Origin of the sequence: Candidatus Riesia pediculischaeffi, assembly GCF_002073895.1 — a bacterium.
Taxonomy (GTDB): Bacteria; Pseudomonadota; Gammaproteobacteria; order Enterobacterales; family Enterobacteriaceae; genus Riesia; species Riesia pediculischaeffi.
Genome location: NZ_CP012839.1, coordinates 208,087 through 232,220, shown reverse-complemented (window position 1 = coordinate 232,220; position 24,134 = coordinate 208,087). Strand labels below are relative to the sequence as shown.

Below are 24,134 nucleotides of genomic sequence, written 5' to 3'. Positions count from 1 at the left end.
AGCCGGTGCTTCTTCTGTTGCTAACGTCATTCGATGAAGGTGTTATCTTCATCGTTTTCTTCACAACTGAAAGTACTTTACAACCCTAAGGCCTTCTTCATACACGCGGCATAGCTGCATCAAGCTTTCGCCCATTGTGCAATATTCCCCACTGCTGCCTCCCGTAGGAGTCTGGGCCGTATCTCAGTCCCAGTGTGGCTGATCGTCCTCTCAGACCAGCTAGAGATTGTCGCCTAGGTAGGCATTTACCCGACCTACTAGCTAATCTCGTATGGGCTCATCTGAAGACGTGAGGTACACCGTTTACACGGTGTATCCCCCACTTTCCTCTTGAAAAGCTTCCTCTCCGAGAGCTTACGCGGTATTAGCTGTCGTTTCCGACAGTTATCCCCCTTCTTCAGGCAGATTCCCATATTTTACTCACCCGTACGCCGCTAAATGGTTTACACCATTCCGCACGACTTGCATGTGTTAGGCTTGCCGCCAGCGTTCAATCTGAGCCATGATCAAACTCTTCAATTGAATGAAAGTTCAAGTATAGTTAATTGAACGAGAAACCTCTATCGTCTTTTTATACAACATGTAGACGAAACACCTTTGTGATCAAATTAATTTAACTCTTTCCTTATCTTGATTACTACAAGTGTTCACATAGATTTTTAAAGAGCTCTTCTAATTCTGTTTAATTAGAAAACATAGTTTCTTTTGAAATACATATCTTTTGATAAACACAAACAAAACTATAAAAACTTTGTGATAAGAGTATAACATAAATTAGAATTATATCATCTATTTTGTATTAGATCAAATTAATTCATAATTTATGAATCTTTAGTTCTATTAAATAAATTAGTTGTCAAACATTATAGGTTATTTTATATGAATTATGTACTTACAAAAGGTATTGTTATTGTTCAGTAAAATATCTTTTATGTTAGAAGATTTTTATAATTAATTTTTTATTGTTGTACTGATAAAACAGGAGCGATTTATGCGGATAAGTCAATATCTTTCGTCAACTTTGACTGATCATCAAGTAAATTCTAAATCTTTAAGCGATCGTTTGATGATACGATCCGGGATGGTCAGAAAACTATCTTCTGGAATATATTATTGGTTGCCAACTGGAATTAAGGTTGTTGAAAAATTGAAAAATATAATTCGTGAGGAAATGAATTTAATTGGATCGATAGAATTTTCTTCTCCATTAATTCAACCAATACATTTATGGAAAAAAAGCGGTAGATTAGTTCAATATGGAGATGAATTGATCCGATTTAAGGATAGGAAGAATCGTACTTTTGCCTTGAGTCCGACTAACGAAGAATCAATTACATATCTTATCAAGGATGAGATTAAATCTTATAATCAGTTGCCAATTAATTTATATCAAATCCAAACAAAATTTAGAGATGAATTAAGACCTCAATTTGGAATCATAAGATCTAAAGAGTTTATTATGAAAGATGCATATTCTTTTCACGCAAATGCGAAATCTCTACAAAAAACCTATAATAAAATGATTAAAACATATGAAAAAATTTTTGATAAGGTCAAATTAAAATATAAGATCATTTTGGCAGAAAATGGACTCATTGGAGGAGATATCTCTCATGAATTTCGATCTGATATGAAAAGAAATTTGAAGTTCAATGGAGATATTGATCAAGATCACATAAAGATAGAAAGACAATTTAATATGGATGGCATTAATACTATTGCCATTAAAAAAGAATCTGAAATAGAATATTTTAAGATGAAATACAAAAAAATATCTGAAATTTTAAATAAAAATGATCTTGTTCTTCGAAAGATGGTTAAGTTGATCGTCGTAAAGGCTGATCCGAATAGTGATCATAAGTTTATTGCAATTTTAATGCGATTGAAGGATGTTCTTAACGTTCGAAAAGTTGAAAAACAGTCTTTAGTTTCAAAACCGCTGAGATTTATGAAAAAAAAAGAACTATTAAAAATATTGAATTTTAATCAATGTGATTTTATGAATACAATTTGTAAATCAATTCCAATAATTGCAGATTATCGTATTAATAGAATATGTTTTCCTATAATTGGAATAAAAGTAGATGAATGTTATTACATAGATTTAAATTTCAAAAAGAAGGTTTCATATCATAAGATCTGCGATTTAGTTGAATTTCAAGAAGAATATTTATTTCAGTCCTACGGTGAAAAAATAGAAGTAAGGGATGGAAATGAGCTTGAATTAGGACATCTTTTCCAAATTGGAGAGAAATATTCTCGTTCAATTGGAGCTTATTTTCAAGATAAACAGGGTGAGAGAAAATTGATTAAAATGGGATGTTATGGTATTGGAGTAGGACGTATGATCTCTGCAATCATCGAACAAAATCATGATGATAATGGAATAGTATGGCCAGAAGTACTTGCTCCATTTCAAGCTGCTATTTTACCGATCAATATTAATAAATCCAATACGGTAAGAAATGTTTCAAACGATCTATATCATACATTAAAAAAGAATCGGTTCGAAGTAATTTTTTATGATAAGGAGATGAGCTTTGGAAAGATGTTAAAAGATGTTGAATTGATTGGAGTACCACATATTTTCATTATAAATCGTGTAAATCTACGGTTGAAGAGGATAACTTACCGAAGTCGAATGAATCAATTAGAAGAATATATCGATTTAAATGATGTAGTAACTTTTTTAAAACAGAGATCTTTGAAGAATTAAATATTTTTATTGTTACGTTTTTATCTGATCACGTGAAATTTTAAGAAGAAACTAATGTTCGTTTGTTTATTTTATCCATCTTATATATACTTGATCGTTTTCTACCGATGGAGATACATCACCTTCTTCTGTGACAAAGTAGTCGAGCATTGTAATTAATTTAGAATCGTAAAAGATTAACGGTATTCTTCTTCTCATCCACGGAGCAATCTTATGTTGCTTCCATATTTCTTTCATGCTTCTATTTTTTTGTCCAACTACACGAACTTTCTTTTTTCTCTTGATCTTGAATCTGATAAAGACGATTTCATCGACTCTAGGTTTTCTAACTCTGTTGATCACACCTTCTTTTTGCGAATACATCCTTCTTCCGTAAGATACGGTTAATCTTCCTAGATCACCAGGGAGAGTGATATCGTCGGATAGATTCCAAATTAGATCGTCTTCATCAAATTCTATAAATTTTTTACAACAAAACAAACTATCTTGAAATTTTCGAATGACTTGTCTATTAGAAACGATTAACTCTGGTTGGGAATCTCGTTTTGTGAAAATAACATTGTTCCATAAAGCGTGCAATTGTCTTTGAGAGGGGTTAGAAAGGTTATGAAACTTGAACCATCTTCTGATGACAGCGTCTCTTTTTACAGCTGAGAAATTCAATAGTTTTTTGATCTTGAGAGTACCATCTTTATGATCAAGTACATTTAAAAAATATGGTTCTATAAGTTCCGAAACCAGCTCTTCCTGTTTTCTACATAACTCTGCGCTCTTGAAGATAGAGCTTGTAAAATATGGCCAACGGTCGTTTAAGATAGGAACAACGTGTATTCTCAGAAAGTTTCTATCAAATATATCTTTAAAATTACTTTCATCATCTATCCAAGATAGGTTGTTCATTTCGGCATATCTCTTTAATTGTCTTTTTTCAAAAGATAAAAATGGACGAATTATTTTCGTATCATAGAAAGGGGTAATGAACCGCATGCAAGATAGACCAGATGGTCCGCTACCCCTTTTGAGGGATAAAAAGAACGTCTCTGCCTGATCATCTATGTGATGTGCGACCAAGACAACTTCTCGTGGAAGCAAAACTCTTCGAATTTCTTTGTATCTTACGGCTCTAGATGCCGATTCTGTTCCTCCATCATTAGAGCGGACGATAACGTTCCTAGATAAAAATTTTACCTTCCAGAGTTCACATATTTTTTTACAGTGGAACTCCCAAAGTTTAGATTTTTTCTGAAGATTGTGATTGATATGAATTGCTCTCAATTCCATATTCGTTCTTCTCAACCTTCTGATTTTTGTTAAGATATGCAAAAGCACCGTCGAATCTAATCCTCCGCTGAATCCAATCAACATTTTTTGAAATGGTTGTAGAATCTTATAGACTTTTTTTATGAGATCGTAGGGTCGATCTTTCGGGCATTTCATCGTGTAGTAGAGTTGAGGTTGTTTGAAATTTTTAAAAAATTTTTCGTGGGAAATTAAAATAGTAACGGTAAAAGATCCTATATTTATAAAGTTAAGAAAAACAAAAATGTTTCAGCGATTTAATCTAATCCATAAGATATCAGCTTATAGTAACGTTTATCAGTCAATTCTTCTTTAGAGAAGGTATCTAATTTCTTTAAATCCATTAGTATTCTTTTCTTAAGGTTATCAGCTACGATAGAGTAGTTTCGATGTGCTCCACCGAGCGGTTCCTCTACGATGTTATCTATTAGGTTCAATGATTTCAGTTTTCTCGATGTGATACCCATCATTTCTGCTGCTAAATCAGATTTTTTTGAATTCTTCCATAAGATAGCAGCACATCCTTCCGGTGAAATTACGGAATAAGTGCTATATTCCAACATGTTGATCCTATCTCCTACTCCAATCGCCAAAGCTCCTCCAGATCCCCCTTCTCCTATGATGGTGCATATGATCGGAACGCTGAGATCGGACATGTATTTTAAATTGTTCGCTATCGCTAATGACTGTCCCCTCTCCTCTGCTTCTACCCCAGGATATGCTCCAGGAGTATCGATCAACGTGATGATAGGAAGACGAAAATCTTCTGCCATTTTCATCAGTCTTAACGATTTACGATATCCTTCTGGAAATGACATGCCGAAGTTTCTTTTCACCATTTCTTCAGTATTCCTGCCTTTTTGATTTCCGACGACCATAATCGGTCTTCCTTCTATTCTCGCTATCCCTCCTATGATAGACTTATCTTCTCCATATAATCGATCTCCGGACAATTCTTGGAAATCTGTAAAAATCCGACGAATATAATCATAAGAATGAGGTCTCATAGGATGACGAGATAACTTAACGATTTGCCAATCGCTCAAGTTAGCAAATATTTTTTTTGTCAATTCTATCTCTTTCCTTTCTAACTTGTTGATTTCTGAGTTTTTTTTTAATTCTTGTAATCTGTTTGATGTATACGAAGATTTTAACCGATCTATCTTCTCTTTCAGTTGAACGATTGGTCTTTCGAAATCTAAAAAGAATTTGCCGATCATTGATTCTCCATCAGTTTTTGAAGCATAATTTAAATCGATAACCATCTGATCGAATATCTCGTAGATCCGATATCAACTCGTTTGTGATAGAGACATCTCTTTCTATCCTGATTTTTTCGAAATTATTTCCCTTCTTATAAAAGAAATAAACTGGTTTATTTCCGATGCGATGATTGTTCAACATATCTGTGACTTTTTTCAATGAATCCTTATCGATTTTACCTCCGTCCGACATGATCGAAATACATCTCACGTATTTCTCTCTAGCTGAATTTAAATCCATCAGGTCATGTACATTCATTACGTTTTTTTTCGTATAAATATTTCGTTGTATACTTCCTGTAACCACCAAAATGTTCTCTCTCTTAAGAATAGATTGATACATCTTCATTTTTTCAGTAGATACGATCATCTCCAAACAACCGGAAAAATCTCTTAAAGTATATATTCCAATTGTTTTTCTAAACTTAATCGATCTTTCGTACCTTTTGAAGCTTACCGATCTGTAAGAAGATATGGAACCTACGATTGTAACTGACCCTTCTGAAGAAAGATCACGTGATAGTATATCTCCTATGGTTCTTTCTTTCGTATAATATTTTATTTCAGATAGATAATGTTCGGTGGGATGTTTTGTGAGATAAAAACCTAAAGTATCCAATTCTCCGTGTAGTACGGTACTGTTGATCCCTTGTCTACAAAGATTTTTTTCATTTAAAAAGGACGAACATTTGTAATTTTTTTTTTCAAACATATCGATCTGACCGGAAGAACGGTTCTTCTTTTCTTGTTCTGTCATCTTTAACACATCTTCGAGGGAATACAACATCTTTGTTCGACTTTCCTTGAAACAATCAAACGATCCAGATAAGATTAATTTTGCAATTATTCTACGGTTCATTTTTTTTACATCCATTCTCTTGCAGAAGTCAAAGATGTTCAAAAATTTGCCATCTCTCTGACGAGAATCTACAATCTTATCTATGAGAGACTTTCCTACACCCTTGATCGCACCCATCCCATAAATAATTTCTCCATGGAGATTAACTTGAAAAAAATACATTCCACAGTTTATATCAGGAGATAGAACTTTAATATCCATCCTTCGACATTCATCTATCAATTCAGATATTTTTTCTATATTATTGATCTCTGATGTCATTGAAGCGGCCATAAATTCAGATGGATAATAAGTTTTTAACCAGAGAGTCTGATAAGATATTAGAGCATAGGCGGCAGAATGTGATTTGTTGAATCCGTATCCTGCAAATTTTTCCATAATATCGAACATCCTAGAAGCTATCTTTTCTTCGACTCCTCTTTTGATAGATCTTTTTTCGAAAATGATCCTCTGATTTTTCATCTCTTTTTCGTTTTTTTTGCTTATTGCTCTTCTCAAGATATCTGCTTCTCCCAGAGTATATCCTGCAAGAATCTGTGCTATTTGCATGACCTGTTCTTGATATAATATGATACCGTACGTATTCTTCAAGATCGGTTTTAAGAGATCATGATGACATCCTTTTTCTGGATAAGATATCTGCTCCAAACCATTTTTACGGTTAATGAAATTTTTTACCATACCAGATTTTAGAGGACCAGGACGGAAAAGTGCGATTAAAGCGATAATATCTTCGAAACAGTCTGGTTTCACTTTTCTGATCAAATCTTTCATTCCGATAGATTCTAACTGAAATATCGCAGTCGTTTCTGCAGATTTCAAAAGATCAAAACATTTTTGATCGTTTAAAGGGATTAAATTAAGATCAGATAACACGAACTTTCTTTTAGAACGACAAGAAAGATGATTAATGATTTTGATGGTATCATGAATCACTGTCAACGTCTTTAACCCTAGGAAATCGAATTTGACCAACCCGAACTTCTCAATATCATCTTTATCGAGATGTGTCAATGAGATCTCACCGGTTGGATCGTAATATAAAGGAAAATATTTCGTGATCTTTTTTGGAGAAATTACCACTCCTCCAGCGTGTTTACTGATGTTCCGTACGATACCCTCCAATCTTTCAGCTGTATCAAGAAGAACTTTTACATCTTCTTCGCTGTTATATAATTTTTTCAAATGCTCTTCTGTAGATAGAGCATTTTTGATCGTCATTCCAGTATCAAATGGAATTAATTTAGATACACGATCTGTAAAGCTGTACGGATAACACATCACTCTTCCCACATCTTTAACAACAGATCTAGCGGTCATTGTCCCGAAAGATATAATCTGAGAAACAAATTCTTTTCCGTATTTCTGTATCACATGTTCTATCACAAGATCTCTTTTTTTCACGCAAAAATCGATATCGAAATCTGGCATCGATATTCTTTCTTTGTTCAAAAATCTTTCAAAAATTAAGTTAAATTGAATAGGATCTAGATCTGTAATATTTAAAGAGTATGCAACTAGAGAACCTGCACCTGATCCCCTTCCAGGTCCGACAGGGATATTCTTTTGCTTAGACCACTTTACAAATTCCATTACTATCAAGAAATATCCAGAAAATCCCATTTGATGGATCACATTGATTTCTTCCTCCAATCTTTCTTCATATTTTTTTCTTTTCTTTTCTCTCATAAAATAATCTGGATAGATTTCGATCAATCTTCTTTTCAAACCACACCTTGCATAGTTGATAAAAAGTTCTTTAACTTTGACATCTTTGCTTGGAAAAGTCGGTAATAAGCGTTTTTTAAACGAAAAACTAAGATTACAGCGTTTAGAGATCTCTATGCTGTTTCTTAAACATTCTGGAATATCTTGAAAAATATTCTCCATTTCTTGCGAACTACGCAGATACTGTTGATCAGTATACTGCTTGTCATCTCTTCTAGATTTCGAAAGTATGTATCCACCTTGTATGGCTATTCGAATTCTGTGGGCTAAAAAGTCGTCTCTGTTAGTAAATCTGACGTTATTAGTTGCTACTAGCGGTATATTATCCTCTTTAGATATCTGAATGACTTTCTGAATATATTTTTCTTCATCTATTTTTCCAGTTCTGGTTACCTCTATGTAGTAGTTGTTATGAAAATAAGTCTTATAGAAATCAAGACTTTTTTCAAGTTCATTAAAATTCTGTGATAGAACATTCTTTCCGACATCACCAGATATACCTCCTGATAGCAACAAAAGTCCCTCTCCGTACGATATCAACCAACTCCTTTTGATCGTCGGACCTATTTTGATGTCGTACCCACCTTGATAAGATAAGGAAATTAATTTGACGAGATTTTGATAACCTATTCGATCTTTTGCTAATATGGTTATATCAAAAACTTCCACATCATACTGCGACTCTTGTCTGATGATAAGATCCGCACCGATAATAGGTTTGATACCTACTGATATGGAAGATTCGTAAAATTTCATCATTCCATGTAAGTTCGAACGGTCTGTAACTGCTATAGCTGGCATATTCAGCTCCAGAGCCCTATTTACTATGATATCTATTTTCGATAATCCATCCGATATAGAATAATCGCTACGTACATGTAAATGTATGAAGTTCAATTGTGCACTGTTCATAGATGATTGAAACCTAGTAAAATTCGTTCTTTTTTTTAAATACGACTAATTCTAACTTTAACCGATATTTTACTCATGTTGAACCTGTTTTCAGCATTTTTACGAAGTTTGTTACGATAGAGGACTTGTATATTTATTCGGAAATACTTCGTATGAAAATATAATACTTCTCCATGATTCTATCATCTTCGTAAATGTTTCTATCTTTGATGACAAGTTATGATAAACGTAAATACATCATGATCTAACTAATCTAGACGAATAAGAGTAAAACTCATATAACTTTCACAAATTTTAACGTTTTACCATTTTATTTACTCAAAAATTATCATTCATCAAAATTTTCTTCTTGTAGTAGATTTTTTAGGAGAATTCAAAATAATTCTTATTTCGATCCTTGGCATATATAAATCGTTAAGTGATTGAAAATAGATCTTTGAAAGATCTTATCATACGAGATCGTTGAACATGTTCTTATTTCAACAGAAGAATGACTTTAAAAATTTTGAAGGATACTGCTCATAAAACAGTGTAAACGTCTTTATTTCTAATACAAATAGGGATAATTTCACCTATAACCGTGAGATAGATCGTATGAAACGAGCAAATTTTCCACGATTGGTGAAAATTTTGTCAAACTGTGATGGTCAAATTCGTAATACTTATAAAGCTAATATTAAAGAGAAGGTTTAATTAACATTTCTCATTTGCTTTCTCTATTTTGTACGGATGATTGCTCGCTGAGATATACCACATTTACATCCGATCAAATGGGATGTAACAAGAAAAGCGTTGATCCATCAGTTTTTATTCTTAAGATGGGTATATAAATCATCAAAATTAGTTCAATGGTATTCTTATTCTGACGTTTCGTAATATTCCTACCTTACAATACGATATAATCGGAACTTCTGAAGAGATTTTTTAGAGCTTTGATAAAAATGGATTGACACGTTCGAAGAACTTATATTGATGATATATCTATCAAAATTTTGTAGTTGTAAAAATCGTCAAAAATTAACTTTAGCAAATGCTAAAAAACTAAGTTTAGTTTTTAATTCAGATCGATTATATTCAAAATACGTCGCAAGAGATATCCTGGAGAACGTTCGAATGATGTTTATAACTAGCCGACCGAACTGATTCCATCATTTCGAAGATATCGAATCTCTTTTTTTAACATATATCATTAATTTCGATGAACCTTATAAAACTCTAATGCTTAGAGGTCTGAACGAGAGTCGAAGTGCTTCTATTTATCCACAGGATACGTAGTCATTCTGTAACGATAGAATAATCTAAGAAGATTCTTGTTTTTTTCATGCAAAAATTCATCTTAAATTTTTACGATGGATATAGATGTTAATCTTTAAATCAAACGTTTAATCTATCAGGATCGTCACAATAACGATCTATCGTACTTGAAATTTTTTCATCATAATAAAAGTATAACCATCTTATTTCATGATTATTTTATCGTCGACTATAAACTCAGTCGTTTATAACTACCGCAAAAAAAAATCTTTCATATTGCGTTCATTCTATGAGCATAACTTATATGTTAAGAATATAACCATAGATTTCTTAACACCTCGATTGGAATACCGGTTTAAATGTTAAGATGATTTCGAGAAATGTTTCCATATTCTATTTAGCTTTGAACTATTTGAAAACAGAAAAAAGTTTCCTTCATGTAAGATCTATCTACGTTTCGATCCGTTGAATGTACATCTAACATAGATCATAGGTTCGTAATCAATTATCACATCTCTTTATCATGTGTGAACTTATTTGACTGAATACGAGCACACATCAAGGTTGCTTCACAGACTACCCTCTTATCAACCATTACCGTTCCTTGAAATCTCGTCAAACTTCTCTTTGTTTTGATAATTTTTACTTTAAAAATCATTTGATCTCCAGGTTGTACTGGAAACTTGAATCTCACCTCGTCGATTCCAACAAGATAATATAGTTCTTTTGAAGATAACCTTTCTGTGCTTTTAAAAGCTAAAATTCCAGCAGATTGAGCGATAGCTTCTAGTATAAGCACTCCTGGAAATATTGGTTTTCCTGGAAAATGACCTTGAAAAAATGGTTCATTAAAAGAAACATTTTTAACTGCATGAAGATATTTTCCTTCCTTGAAATCTAAAACTCGATCAACTAATAGGAAAGGATAACGATGTGGCAGTAGACCTAAAATTTCTTCCATATCAAGAATATTTTTCCTGTTCATACTATTTTCACATTAAGATCGATTGATGTAAAATGAGGGTTCTTCGAATTTTAAAATATTTAAAATCTCTCATACAGAAATCGATAATAAACTCTTTAAAATGTTTTGATCAATTTAATATTTTAACTTTCTTTCGAATCTTGCCGAACACTTTCGTTTTTTCAAATATCTCTAGTAGTTTAATAAGAAATTTTGAAATAAACATTAAGATATTTATTTGGACGACGAAAATTACATGTTATCGCGGAGAATTGTATACTTTAATTCTTGGTATAATTAAACTTTTTATAAGCAACGACATCTTGAAATCGATCTATGGAGATTTAATCAGGATGATCCTGTGCGATATAAGGATCATCGTGAGTGTATTCGAATCTTGAAGTTAAATCGTATATTAAAATTTCTAAAAATAGTAACCTCTATAGTGATTTTTTATAGAATATCGATTTGAGCCGATTGATCGATGCTAAAATGATTCAATATATCTCTATCTTCCTTACTATACTGTACTGAAGTATCTAACCACTCTTTTGAAGGGTTGATTAATCACCATTTTTAAAATTTTTAATAAATAAGAATTTTAAAAATTCTGATGTTAATTTTAACATCTTTTTGAACGAAATCGCTATCAAAACGTTCCATCATGTATGTTATTTATACCTATATCTGTACAACATATAAATCCGTGTGGTATTTCATGATATTTATCTCTTCATTTTTGAAGTAGTTTCTTCATATTTATGCTGTAAATGAATACTTTTACAATTTATCTAATAGAAAAATGAAATGTAATCTCGTTTTTTTAAATTAGATGGAACTTATATTCTACAGATTCTTATCGCGATTGGTTCTAAGTTAGGGATTTTAAATTCTTTATATATCTTAACAGATCGTCGAAAATGAAAAGTTTTTCGAAATGATCTTTTTACAATTCATTACATCCCATGATAAAATAAGTAAAGTGAGTAGTACGTACGTTTCCTAGTGCTTTGAAAAGCCGTACCCCTTACCACGTTTTCCCGACGTTGAATTGAAACTTTTCGAATTTATCTTTTTGTAGATATTTTATCGGAATTGAATAAGAAAAAGTGAGCGGTCCAATAGGAGATAACCATCGCAAAGAGATTCCAGTAGAGACTTTGAAACTATCCGTTTCCTCAAGATTCAACGCTTCTTCATTCCATATTTCGGAAACCTTCTTCCTCCAAATTTTTCGTACAGTTCCAGAATCGACAAAAAACGAAGCTCTGGTGTTCCCATGGAACTTTTCAGAGAAAATTAGGTCTTCTGGAAAAATGAGTTCCAAAATATTCATTGTCATGAAGTTTCCTCCGGTTGAACGTTGTTTTTCAGAGTTAGGTTTCGGACAGATGGATCCATCTCGGTTGATTTTTAGGAGAATAGATTTCGGTCCAACGGTATCGGAACGAAATCCACGGATTATATTTTCTCCAGAAGCATGGAAATTTTCATAAAATGGAAAATCATTCCTAGAGTCTCCAAGACCTAATATTGTTCTAAAGGAAAAGATCCATCTTTTTTTTAAATCTATCGGAAAGTATTTTTTAAAGTCTAATGTACTTTTAAAATACTGGTTGTTGATATTGAATATGGAAAACTTGTTCTTAACCGATATTTTCTTTCCAGATCTTGGAAAGATATCGTCATCTAGATCTTCTAGATTCCATCCGATGTTAAGTGAAACATCTTTTACTTCGTAATGGATCTGATCGTTCAGAATAACGCTGTCTTTTTTTATTGACATCAAGTATCTCCATATGTGGAGTTGAGGATCCATGTTAAATATTCGATTATCTGTGATCTCTACTCCTACATCTAAAATATTTTTTTCAACAATTGGAAAACTGAAAGAAGTATTGAAATGAAAGGTTCTTTGGTCGTATAACGATGGAAGAGAATGTCTACGGATAGAACTATCGTAAAACATTCTGGATCTTAATCCTACTTTATCTTGAATATATCTTGGATTTGAAAAGAACAGATCGATCTTTCGAAGATCATCGTTTCTAAAAACACTGAATTTGATCGAGTTTCCAACACCCAAACAATTTTTTTTTTGTACATTTCCGTGATAATTAACTCCATTTTCTTTTCCAACCCCCACTCCGAAATTTACAGCATTAAATTTTGGTTCTATTACTCGATAAATTATTTTTACCTGATTTTTGAGGTTCGGTAGGAATATGATCGAATAACCAACTTTTTCAAAAAGATCGGTGTTTACCAAGTTCATCTGTCCGACTCTTACTAGATCCATATTGATTGGCTTACCTTCTATCTGAGGAATTTTTTTTTGTAGTATCTCATTTTTAATAGACGAATTTCCAGAAAATTCTATTTTTTTGACGTAGTATCTTTCTCCTGTATCGATATTGAAGATGATTCGTACAGTGTTTCTTACATCATCGATACGATAAACTATTTTGATGATAGAACCGATATACCCACAGGAACGAAAAAAATTTTCAATTTTTTTTTGAACCGTACTCACCTTTTCTTCTTGAAAAGTAGAGTTATAAGAGATATCATCGATCAACTGATTTAATCTTTTTAAGTATGAATTAATTTTTCCATAAAATTCGATTTTATCTAATTTGTACTGATTGCCTTCTTTTACCCGAACATTTATATATATTCCTTTATCCTCCGTTAAATTGATCCACGCATGATCGATTTTAAATCTTATGTATCCGTTGTTTACATAAAATGATTTCAATTTTTGTAAGTCAGAATTCAAGTTATCTTCTCTATATCCTGATTTTTTCCAACTTTTTTTCGTGTCGTTCAGAGAAAAAAGATTCTTCAATTTCTTTGAACAGAAGTTGTTGTTTCCAAAGATTTTAATCTCATGAACTTTAAATTGATCTCCTTCGTACAATGTCAGATTGATAGAAACGTTATCGTACGGTAAAATTTCGAGCTCGATGGATACTTTTGCGTTATATCTACCAAAAAAGTAGTAAAATCGGTAAAGATCTCTCTTTAAAAGTAGTATGTTTTTTTCATTTAACATACTTCCAACTCGAATATCGTATTTCTCTAACTTCTTTCTCAGAACCGTAAGATTCAAAAATTTATTCCCTCGACATTTTATCTTTTCGATAGTTAATTTTTGTTCTCCTACAACAACATCCATTTGATCTTCATATGTATTTTCGATATGTGATATTTGATTTTCGTGAAAAAGAGCATGGATGAAATTTTTCGTCCTTTTATTTTCGCGTTTAACATATATGTTTTGAGGTGATATATTGAAAAAGATGGATTTAAAAGTTTGTTCCTTTACCATATTTGGAAAATTTTTCGAACTTAAATTCATAAAAACATCACTTTGAGCGACGTTGATCGTGCATGATAAAACAAAGATTAATACGATTTTTATAAACATATATTGCAAAAAAAATGATTTTTTCAAAGCTGATTTTTCTTGAAGATTTGTGAACATTCGTTATATTTGTGCTATATCAGTTGAAAAATCATTTTGATGATATTATTGAAGTTGCTGATGTAATGAACGTTATAATATGATGTATGATACATTCTTAATATACCGTTTTACCGTATATGTCATACGTATCGTTTTGTTCCTATAAACGATATCTAAAGAAAAGGATCTTCTGATTGCTTAAAATCGAAGATTTTAATTCTTTTATATGATTGTATATTTTCATCCTTAAAGATTAATGAGACAAAACATTTTATTTACGTTTTAAGAACGATCTTTGAAATAAATATAAAATTGATTTTTTCTGGAATCCCTCAAAAGGCCAGTTTACTCTCGATCCGAGATCGATCGAATTATAATGTTTAGGATACGATCCTAATTTATAAGAAACACTTAAGATAACAACATTTCAGAAATTATAGTTCTGTTTTTCAATAGATTGATGATCAACGAGATCTTAGATCTGTATGATTGATTTTAAATAAGAGATGAATGTTGAAATTACAAACGATAAAATAATTTTAAAACCGTAATAAACGCTGGAATAGCTGCCACGAGACTATCTATTCTATCCAAGATTCCACCATGACCTGGGATGATATGACCCGTATCTTTAATACCGATCTCTCTTTTAAACATGCTTGATAGAAGATCTCCAAAGATAGAAATCACTATAACGATGAGAGAAGAGATAAAGATCTGAACCTTCAGTTCAAATATGGATATTGTCGCACAAAATATCCAAGAGAAGATTTGAGAACAGATTAATCCACAAAGTACCCCTTCTATTGTTTTATTTGGAGAAACATTTATCGCTAATTTTTTTTTTCCAAAAACTGTCCCGAAGATGTAAGAGCTAATATCAAAAATCCAAACTAGCAGTATGACATATAACATCATCCAATTTCCAATTGTTTGATGATTGCTTCTTCTTATATCTTTTAGAAAAAGGACGCAGAAGTTGAATGGAAAGATTGTTAAGATATAGAATAGAGATTTTAAAATAGAAGAATTTCCCCAGATCTTAGAAGATCTCGGAAAAGTTGTAATTAAAGCGATCGCAAATATCCACCATGTCGACCATATCATAAGAATAATTTTTATAATTTTGTTCATCATGAGATTATCTAAGTCAATGAACAAAAGTTGCATAAAAAATAAGGATAGTCCAAATAAAAATGCATAGATGATTTTTTTAAGTTTTCTTTTTAATCCGATAAATTGCGACCATTCCCAAGCGACTAAGGTAGATATAATAGCAATTATTTGGCTTACCATCCTAGAAGATAATAGAAATATAGAAGAGATGACTATTGGGATAAGTAGAACAGAAGAAACTAGACGGTAGTGAAAATTCGACAATTTTTTATCGTTCTTTGATGGCATTTGCGTTACCGAATCTTCTTTCTCTTGTATTGAAGTTTAATATCGCTTTTTGAAAAATATCTTCATTGAAATCTGGCCATAATATATCTGTAAAATACAGTTCAGAATACGCTATTTGCCAAAGCAAAAAATTGCTTATTCTATGTTCCCTTCCAGTTCTTATAACTAGGTCCACTTCAGGTTGATCGTGTAAGCAAATAAACTGATCTATTGTATGTTCTCGAATATTTTCCATCAGGATGGATCCATCTTGAACTTCCCTAATAATCTTTCTTACACTGTTTAAAATATCCCATCTACCGCTATAATTGATCGCAATATTTAAATTTAACTTGACATTATTTCTTGTCGAATCTACGATCTTCTGTACTTTTTTTTTGATACTATTTCCGAACTGATCTATTTCTCCGATAATGAATAGTTTTATATCATGTGTGATGAACTTTTCAGATAGATTTTTTCCTAAGAAGAAAGAAAATAACCTAACCAGAGAAGAAATCTCTCTCTTCGATCTGCTCCAATTTTCTTTACTGAAAGCGAACAGAGTCAACGATGTAATGTTGTTCTTTAGAGCATATCTGATCGCTTTTTGGACAGAAATAACTCCAGCAAGATGTCCTCGAATTATAGATTTCTTATTTTTCTTAGCCCACCTTCTATTTCCGTCCATGATGATGGCAACGTGTTTTGGAACATCAAAATTCGAGTAATCACTTTTCTTTCTTATTGAGATCATTTATTTTTTTGTAGTATTATGAAACAGTTCAAAATTTTAAGGATCAGATTCAACCGCGAAAATTATCTAGAACAGTTTATCAGTTGCATAAATCAATATATCGTTTAGCTATATTTCTTGATTCGAAGTCAATGTATATTATTTCTTCAATATTATTTGGTTCTTGAAAGTTGATCTTTTCTAAGATTTTATCGTTAACATTAAAAATATCTGTAAATTTAATTTTTCCAGATAAAAAAGCGGATACAGCTACTTCATTTATAGCATTTAATGCAGTTATAACAGATTGTTTTTCCGATCGAGACACTTCCATCGCTAATTTCAAACAAGGATACCTTTTATAATCTGGTTCGATAAAAGTTAAAGACTGTGTTTTTTTTAAATTTAATTTTTTTTGATAAATTTTCGAGTTGTATTGGAACGGATAAAACATGCTGTAATGTATGGATGCTGTCATATCTGGTATCCCTAATTTAGCGACAATGCTACCATCTACGTAATGGATCATTGAGTGAACAATCGACTGAGGATGAATTAAGATGTTGATTTGATCGAACTCAATATTAAAACAATATCTTGTTTCGACGTATTCAAATCCTTTGTTAATCATGGTCGCTGAATCCACAGAAATTTTCTTTCCCATACTCCAGTTGGGATGTCGACAAGCTTCTTTAGGAGTAACTGATTTAAGTTCAGAAATCGGTGTGGTAAGAAAAGGACCTCCTGATCCAGTTAGGGTGATCTCATCAATTCCAATCTTCGTAAGATCAAAAAATCCTAAGTTCGTATGAAATTCCTTCGGTAACATTTGGAAAATGGCATTAATTTCACTATCTATCGGTAAGATTTGAGATTGATATTTTTTTACCTCATCGAAAAATATTTTTCCACAAGATACTAAAGATTCTTTATTAGCTAATAGTATTTTCCTACCCTTTCTAATGAACGAAATAGTTGGAATCAATCCAGCTATTCCAGTGATAGCTGAAATCACATAATCCACTGAACTGATATTAGATAATTTTTCTAACGAATCTAAACCAAATAATACTTCAGTCGAACAATGATTATCTTTTAAAATTTTCCTAAGAATTTCAGAAGATTTGATGTCATTTAACATGACATATTTTGGAGAGAATTCTATACATTGTCGATAAATTAACTGAATATTGCTATTTGCAACTAAAGCAATAATCTTAAAATTTTTAGGATATCGTTTGACAATCGATAAAGCTATTTTTCCGACAGATCCAGTCGATCCTAATATGATGATATGAAACATAATGATCATGCCTAATCTGTTTATAGTTTAATTTTTAAAACGTAAGCAGAAAGAACTTCTCTTAAAAGAGCAGTAATTTATCTTCTTTCTCTTTCAATATTTTATCAATTTCCTTGATGAATTTATCCGTTAAATGTTGTATTTCACACCGTATGAATTTCGAATCATCTTCATTAATCTCTTTAGATTTGTTGAGAGATTTTATCTTGTTTTTAACATCTTTTCTGATGTTTCTAATGAGTATTTTTTCATTTTCTGCTATCTTTCTGATTATTTTTATTGAGTTTCTTCTTCTTTCTTCGGTAACTGCGGGAAAGATCAACTTTATGATATTTCCTGATAAAAACATTTCACAATCTAATTTCAATTTGAGAAATTCTTCTCTAACACTTCGAATCAAAGAATGATCAAAAACCGTTACTGATAAAGTTGTGTTGTTTAAAGAAGAAATCGAAGCGATTCTATTTAAAGGCATGACAGATCCGTAGCAAAATATTGAAACATCTTCTAAAATACTTGGATGAACCCTTTCTGATCGAACCTTATTGATCTGTTTTATAAAAGAGCAAATAATCTGCTTCATATCTTTTTCAAACTCTACTTTTAACGAATTAATCATATCGACCTCTCGAGGAGTCTATAGCTAAAAGAATTAAGAATATATATAAAATATTTTATTTTTTGTTTTTAGATGATACTAGTGTTCCTTCATTTGACCCCATGATGATTCTACGTAGTGCTCCTGATTTATTAATATTGAATATACGAATTGGAAAATTATAATTTCTCGCTAAATCGAAGGCTGTTAAATCCATTATTTTAAGTTCTTTTTTTATAACTTCTTGATACGTCAGATTTTTATAGAGTTTAGCATCGTCACTTCTAAAAGGATCACTGGAATATATTCCATCTACTTTAGTAGCTTTCAAAATTAAATCTGCTTTGATTTCGATTCCTCTTAAACAAGCCGCAGAATCTGTTGTAAAAAACGGATTCCCTGTTCCAGCTGAAAATATAACCACTCTATTATTTCTAAGTAAATTGATCGCATCGATCCAATTGTATCTCTTACATATTCCATCTAGTGGAATGGCGGACATCAAATCATTTTGAACGTTGATTTGATTTAATGCGTCGTTCATAGCCAATCCATTTATGATGGTGACTAACATACCCATATGATCCGCGGTAACTCTTTTGGTTCCAAATTTTTCTAACCAATTTCCGCGAAAAAAATTTCCGCCACCAATAACTATTCCAACTTGAACTGATAGTTCCACTAACTCTTTTATTTCTATCACTATACGATTTAATACGATAGGATCTATTCCATAATTTTGTGAACCTCTTAAAATTTCTCCACTTATTTTAAGTAAGATTCTTCGATATGCTGGTTTAGAGTTACGATGTGACATTGTATAGTACAGTCAATCAATTTTATGTTGAAAAGTTATAAAACTAACATATTTTACGATCGTTCTAAAATATAATAGATATCTAAAAAATACGGTCTTATATTCCATTATTTTATATGAAACAGATTGTTTGTTTCATTTATCTTTTTTTTTACATTTTTTAAACTCTTATTGTAATAAACTTAACTATTTTGGAATTGTTTTCTTTTACCAATTCTTTAACTTTTTTTGTAGTATTGAAAATAAAAGTTTGTTCCATTAAAACGAGGTTTTCTAGGTTATAATCAATATCGTTTTGAAATATTTTGTTTGAAAAAATATTTTTTTTAGAATTCTTCGAATGATTTATTTCCATTTTTCTTTTTTTTTCTAACGTTTTTTGCGATATTTCAGATTTATCAATGTATTTCGTCCTATTAGCCACTATCTGCATAGCGATCTGTCTTCCAAATAGATCATTAGAATTTTCCATATAGACAAGAGCTCCAATTTTGTTCCTGTGTGAATATCCATATATTCTCTTTCCTGTTAAAGTAATTATACCTTCGATTTCAACATTTTCTTTAGATCTTGACATTATTTCACTTATCTCATTCATCGAATATTTTTTGATAGAATCAATGTCTGATATTTTTTTTCTGATAATAATTTCTACAATCTTTTTTTGAAATTTTAAAAAATCATAACTTTTAGCTAGAAATTCAGTTTCACACTTTATTTTTATTAAAACACCGAATGTTTTATCTTCAGAGATTCCTAAACCAATTGATCCTGATTGAGTCTTCTTATCATATCTTTCTGCAAGTTTATTTTTCTTATTTTCTTTAATATAGCTCGTTGCTAAATCAACGTTCCCTGAAAATTTTTCTAAAGCGGATTTACATTCTAGTACACCAGCTCCTGTTTTTTTTCGAATATTCTTGATTAGATTAAGTTGTAAATTGATTTTTTTTGACATATTCGTTTCCAATTTTTCTAAGGTAGAAGTTACAAAACTTATATAGGATACTGTGGAGTTTTTCTGTCGATAAACAATAGTACTGTGCTATACACGATTTTCCGTTTTATCTTGTTGAAATTTCTGTTTTTTCTCATGAATTGATTTCAAAATATATTTCAGATAAAACCTGANTGATTTAATAGAATCATCATTTCCAGGAATAACATAATCAATTCCATTTGGATTCGAATTAGTATCGACTATGGCAAAAGTTTGAATTTTCAAAATGTTAGCTTCTTTGACTGCAATTTTTTCATGATCTACATCAATTATGAAGATTGCATCGGGTAAAGTTGACATTTTTTTAATTCCTCCTAAACTACTCTCTAATTTTTGTAACCTTTTAGTCTGTATTAGAGCTTCCTTTTTAGTAAACTTTTTAAAAGTACCGTCTTTCATCTGTATTTCTAGTTCATTCAACTTCTTAATGGATTGACGAACTGTTTTCCAATTCGTTAACATTCCTCCCAACCATCTTTTATCTACAAAATATTGTCCACAATCAGTGGCTGATTCTCGAATCAGTCTGCTAGCAGATCTTTTTGTCCCTACAAATAAAATCTTTCCATTTTTACTAACAATATTACCGATTTTTTCAGCAGCTTCCTGTAATAGAAAAGATGTTTTTTCTAAATCTATTATATGGATATTATTTTGAATACCGAAGATGTAATCTTTCATCTTTGGATTCCAGTATTTTTTCTGATGACCAAAGTGTATTCCACATTCGATCATCTCCGATATCTCAAAATTCGTCATTTAATCTCCTATAACTTGAATTTCTAACTAATGTCTCATATGATCTATAATATATTAAAACTATCTAAATTTCATTGACACTTCTTCGGAAGAGTCATATAGAATATATATTTTTTGAAAGTAAGATTCCTATATTTTACATGAATTAATTATTGTATGTACAAAGAAAAGTTAATCGGATTATATTATTTTTCTTGACAACAAATTTACAGTAATTATCTTAAATTATATGTTTGATCGATAATTGTTACCTCACTCGATGAGTAAATACCTTGAATCTTAAGATATGATTAATCTAATTACAAATAAAGAAGATATTCAAAAAATGCGAATTGTTGGAAAAATATCAGCTAGGGTTCTGGAGTTTATACATCCATATATTCAACCAGGAATATCTACAGAAGAAATAGATAATATCTGTCATGATTACATTACTAAGAACATGCGAGCTTTTCCTGCATGTTTAAATTATCATGGATTTCCGAAATCGATTTGTACCTCTATAAATGATGTGATTTGTCATGGAATACCAAATAAATACGATATTTTAAAGGATAAAGATATCATCAATGTAGATGTCGCAGTATTTAAAGATGGTTTTTACAGTGATACATCTAAAATGTTTTTTGTCGGTAAACCAAATAAAAATAGCGAATTTTTATGTAAAGTTGCACAGCTAAGTTTATATCTTGCAATAAAGTTGATTAAACCAGGTTTGCGCCTACGATCAATCGGCAAAACGATTCAAGAATTTGTTGAAAAAAATCATTTTTCAGTTGTTAAAGAATATTGTGGGCATGGAATTGGAAGATCGTTACACGAAGATCCTCCGATCTTACACTATGATACGGACGATAAAGGGATAAAATTAAAAAAGGGTATGATATTTACTATAGAACCGATGGTTAATTCTGGAAGCAGCAAGTCAAAGTTAATGAAAGATGGATGGACCGTCAAAACTATTGATGAAAGCTTATCGGCGCAATATGAACATACCGTTTTAGTTACAGAAGATGGATGCGAAGTACTAACTTTAAGAGAAGAAGAATCGTTTCTGCAAGAACTTTAATAGTTTTAAAGTAAGTATAGTCACGATTACTGATCTCTCAAATAATCAATTTATTGTAGATAGAAAAGTTGCCGTTAGATATGGTTTAAATTAGAGTTCACAAAAAATTTCATTATACATCAGTTGTTTTGAAAATATGATTGATCTTAAAAGTTGATACCATGGAGTACTCCAAAAAATATATAAAAAATTTGTTTAAAAATATAGAGGAAATCAATTCCAATAATATCGATCAAAATGCTAAACATATCGTTGAAAAAGTTATATTCAATTTAAACATAGGAAAAATTAGGATAGCAGAAAAAATTGATAATGTTTGGAAGATTAATCATTGGATTAAACAAGCTATATTGATTTATTTTAAAATTAGCAAAAATAAGATTTATCATGAAGGAAGAACAAAATATTTCGATAAAATTGATTCTAAGTTTTCAAGATACAGTTATGATAATTTTAATGAAGAAAAGATCCGCGTTGTTCCGACAGCTACAGTAAGATACGGTTCTTTTATTGATAAAAATTCTATACTAATGCCTTGTTATGTCAACATTGGAGCTTACATTGGTAGAGGAACTATGATTGATACATGGTCCACGATAGGTTCTTGCGCACAAATTGGAAATAATGTGCATATTTCCGGTGGAGTTGGAATAGGAGGAGTGTTGGAGCCGATTCAAGAAAATCCGACTATAATAGAAGATGGCTGTTTCATTGGTGCTAGATCTGAAATAGCTGAGGGAATCATTGTACAAGAGCGTTCTGTGATCGCAATGGGTGTATATATTGGGAAAAGTACTAAGATTTATGATAGAGAAACAGGTAAAGTGATTTATGGAGTAGTTCCATCAAGATCTGTTGTGATACCTGGAACCATTCCGGACAAATTTGGAAGATGTGATATATCGTGCGCTATTATCGCTAAAAAGGTGGATGTTAACACGGAAAAAAAGATTTCCATTAATCATTTGTTGAGAGATATATAGCATATAAATGAACCATATAAGGAAAATTTCGTTATAGATTTTTTAAATTTGTTTCAGAATATATTTTGATTCCTTGAAATATTGACTCCGCTATTTTTTTTTGAAACTGTAATTTATTCAATTTTTTTTCTTCTTCTATATTGCTGATGAAAGCTGTTTCTACAAGAACGGATGGAATCTCAGGTATTCCTAAGATGATGAAATTGGCAGTTTCTACTTCTCTTTTATGTAGTTTGTTAATCTTAGAGATTTTCTTCAAGATAAAATTTCCCAGCTTAAAACTATCTTGGATAGTTTTAAGCTTGATAGTTTGATTCCTGTTGACTTTTTGATTTTTAAAATAGAAATAATCTTTCAATATGTTGTTTGAATAGAAGCTTCTTCGATCGTTGAATGAAGATACAAATACAGAAGATCCTACAGCATTTCTGTTCCTACAGGAGTTTGCATGAATTGAGACCAACAAGTTTGCCTTTGTCTGATACGTTTTACTCAACCTTTCGTTTAAAGAGATGAATTTATCCTCTTTTCTAGTCATGTAAGACTTCATTTTTTTATCTGAATTGATCAATTTATTTAAGTTTTTTGAAATGCTCAAAGACACATTCTTTTCAAGAGTTCCATATTTCCCTATGGCTCCCGGATCTTCTCCGCCATGTCCAGGGTCAATCATGATCACTAGTTGTTTTTTTTTATTTTTCTTTTTTGAAACGTGTGATTTTATGTAATTTTGTTGAGTTGATTTTTTATCGTTTAATTTGTTTGAAAAAATCTTTTGATATCGATCATCATTGACTGATCGATATTGATCTTCTTTGCACAATAGATAGAGATCTATCTTAGTATTTCTCAAATATTTTCGAAAACATGAAAAGATCTTTTTGAGACATTTTTGTTGGATCTTTTTCGATGAAAGTACGAAGAATACATGGTTTTTTTGAGATGTTTGAAAACATTTAAGCTTCTTGAATCTGTTAAAGTTCCTTTTTTTAAGATTGAAACAACTTAATATTATTTTTTTTG

The 24,134-nt window shown here is 31.1% G+C and carries 16 protein-coding genes and 1 rRNA gene (1 of these 17 running past the window's edge); 3 read left to right on the top strand and 14 right to left on the bottom strand.

Features of this window, described 5'->3' with window-relative positions:
• Positions 1-522: ribosomal RNA gene (locus tag AOQ87_RS01140) — 16S ribosomal RNA — on the bottom strand; it reaches 1,059 nt to the left of the window's first position.
• A gap of 469 nt (positions 523-991) precedes the next feature.
• On the opposite strand from AOQ87_RS01140, the gene proS reads away from it, so the two are divergent.
• Complete coding sequence (gene proS / locus AOQ87_RS01135; protein ID WP_080626523.1) at positions 992-2,716, top strand: proline--tRNA ligase; 1,725 nt, start codon at positions 992-994, stop codon at positions 2,714-2,716.
• 66 nt (positions 2,717-2,782) lie between these two features.
• Here the strand turns inward: proS and tilS are convergent, their stop codons facing one another.
• The 12 genes from tilS to rpsB form a co-directional block, all read right to left on the bottom strand.
• Entirely contained in the window at positions 2,783-4,153 is a 1,371-nt protein-coding gene (gene tilS / locus AOQ87_RS01130) for a tRNA lysidine(34) synthetase TilS (RefSeq protein WP_080626522.1), read from the bottom strand.
• A gap of 119 nt (positions 4,154-4,272) precedes the next feature.
• A complete protein-coding gene (gene accA, locus AOQ87_RS01125; protein ID WP_420885307.1) occupies positions 4,273-5,235 on the bottom strand; it encodes an acetyl-CoA carboxylase carboxyl transferase subunit alpha in 963 nt (320 codons plus the stop codon).
• A 10-nt stretch (positions 5,236-5,245) separates the two neighbouring features.
• Entirely contained in the window at positions 5,246-8,776 is a 3,531-nt protein-coding gene (gene dnaE, locus AOQ87_RS01120; RefSeq protein WP_080626521.1) for a DNA polymerase III subunit alpha, read from the bottom strand.
• 1,762 nt (positions 8,777-10,538) lie between these two features.
• Positions 10,539-11,015, bottom strand: a complete 477-nt coding sequence (gene fabZ / locus AOQ87_RS01115) for a 3-hydroxyacyl-ACP dehydratase FabZ (protein WP_039719459.1) — start codon at positions 11,013-11,015, stop codon at positions 10,539-10,541.
• 1,006 nt (positions 11,016-12,021) lie between these two features.
• Positions 12,022-14,325 (bottom strand): outer membrane protein assembly factor BamA, encoded by a 2,304-nt coding sequence (gene bamA, locus AOQ87_RS01105; protein ID WP_236858680.1) that lies wholly within the window; start codon positions 14,323-14,325, stop codon positions 12,022-12,024.
• A 657-nt stretch (positions 14,326-14,982) separates the two neighbouring features.
• Positions 14,983-15,867: a phosphatidate cytidylyltransferase gene (locus tag AOQ87_RS01100; RefSeq protein ID WP_042524673.1), complete on the bottom strand. Its 885-nt coding sequence runs from the start codon at positions 15,865-15,867 to the stop codon at positions 14,983-14,985.
• A complete protein-coding gene (uppS, locus tag AOQ87_RS01095; protein WP_039719462.1) occupies positions 15,848-16,603 on the bottom strand; it encodes a polyprenyl diphosphate synthase in 756 nt (251 codons plus the stop codon). The genes AOQ87_RS01100 and uppS overlap by 20 nt, the downstream gene beginning before the upstream one ends.
• A gap of 79 nt (positions 16,604-16,682) precedes the next feature.
• On the bottom strand, positions 16,683-17,894 hold the full coding sequence (gene ispC, locus AOQ87_RS01090; protein WP_420885306.1) for a 1-deoxy-D-xylulose-5-phosphate reductoisomerase: 1,212 nt from the start codon (positions 17,892-17,894) through the stop codon (positions 16,683-16,685).
• Positions 17,895-17,946: 52 nt separating this feature from the next.
• Entirely contained in the window at positions 17,947-18,504 is a 558-nt protein-coding gene (frr, locus tag AOQ87_RS01085; RefSeq protein WP_039719464.1) for a ribosome recycling factor, read from the bottom strand.
• Positions 18,505-18,559: 55 nt separating this feature from the next.
• On the bottom strand, positions 18,560-19,300 hold the full coding sequence (gene pyrH / locus AOQ87_RS01080) for a UMP kinase (protein WP_039719465.1): 741 nt from the start codon (positions 19,298-19,300) through the stop codon (positions 18,560-18,562).
• Between the two features lie 160 nt (positions 19,301-19,460).
• On the bottom strand, positions 19,461-20,258 hold the full coding sequence (gene tsf / locus AOQ87_RS01075) for a translation elongation factor Ts (RefSeq protein ID WP_080626517.1): 798 nt from the start codon (positions 20,256-20,258) through the stop codon (positions 19,461-19,463).
• Positions 20,259-20,345: 87 nt separating this feature from the next.
• Positions 20,346-21,059 carry a 30S ribosomal protein S2 gene (gene rpsB, locus AOQ87_RS01070; protein WP_080626516.1) on the bottom strand — a complete coding sequence of 238 codons (714 nt, stop codon included), beginning with the start codon at positions 21,057-21,059 and terminating at the stop codon, positions 20,346-20,348.
• Between the two features lie 286 nt (positions 21,060-21,345).
• Between rpsB and map the strand changes: the two genes are divergently transcribed.
• Both map and dapD read left to right on the top strand, forming a co-directional pair.
• Entirely contained in the window at positions 21,346-22,128 is a 783-nt protein-coding gene (gene map, locus AOQ87_RS01065) for a type I methionyl aminopeptidase (protein WP_080626515.1), read from the top strand.
• A gap of 161 nt (positions 22,129-22,289) precedes the next feature.
• A complete protein-coding gene (dapD, locus tag AOQ87_RS01060) occupies positions 22,290-23,111 on the top strand; it encodes a 2,3,4,5-tetrahydropyridine-2,6-dicarboxylate N-succinyltransferase (RefSeq protein ID WP_080626514.1) in 822 nt (273 codons plus the stop codon).
• Between the two features lie 31 nt (positions 23,112-23,142).
• On the opposite strand, the gene AOQ87_RS02615 is transcribed toward dapD, so the two are convergent.
• Positions 23,143-23,784 carry an N-acetylmuramoyl-L-alanine amidase family protein gene (locus AOQ87_RS02615; protein ID WP_185751064.1) on the bottom strand — a complete coding sequence of 214 codons (642 nt, stop codon included), beginning with the start codon at positions 23,782-23,784 and terminating at the stop codon, positions 23,143-23,145.
• Between the last annotated feature and the right edge of the window lie 350 nt (positions 23,785-24,134).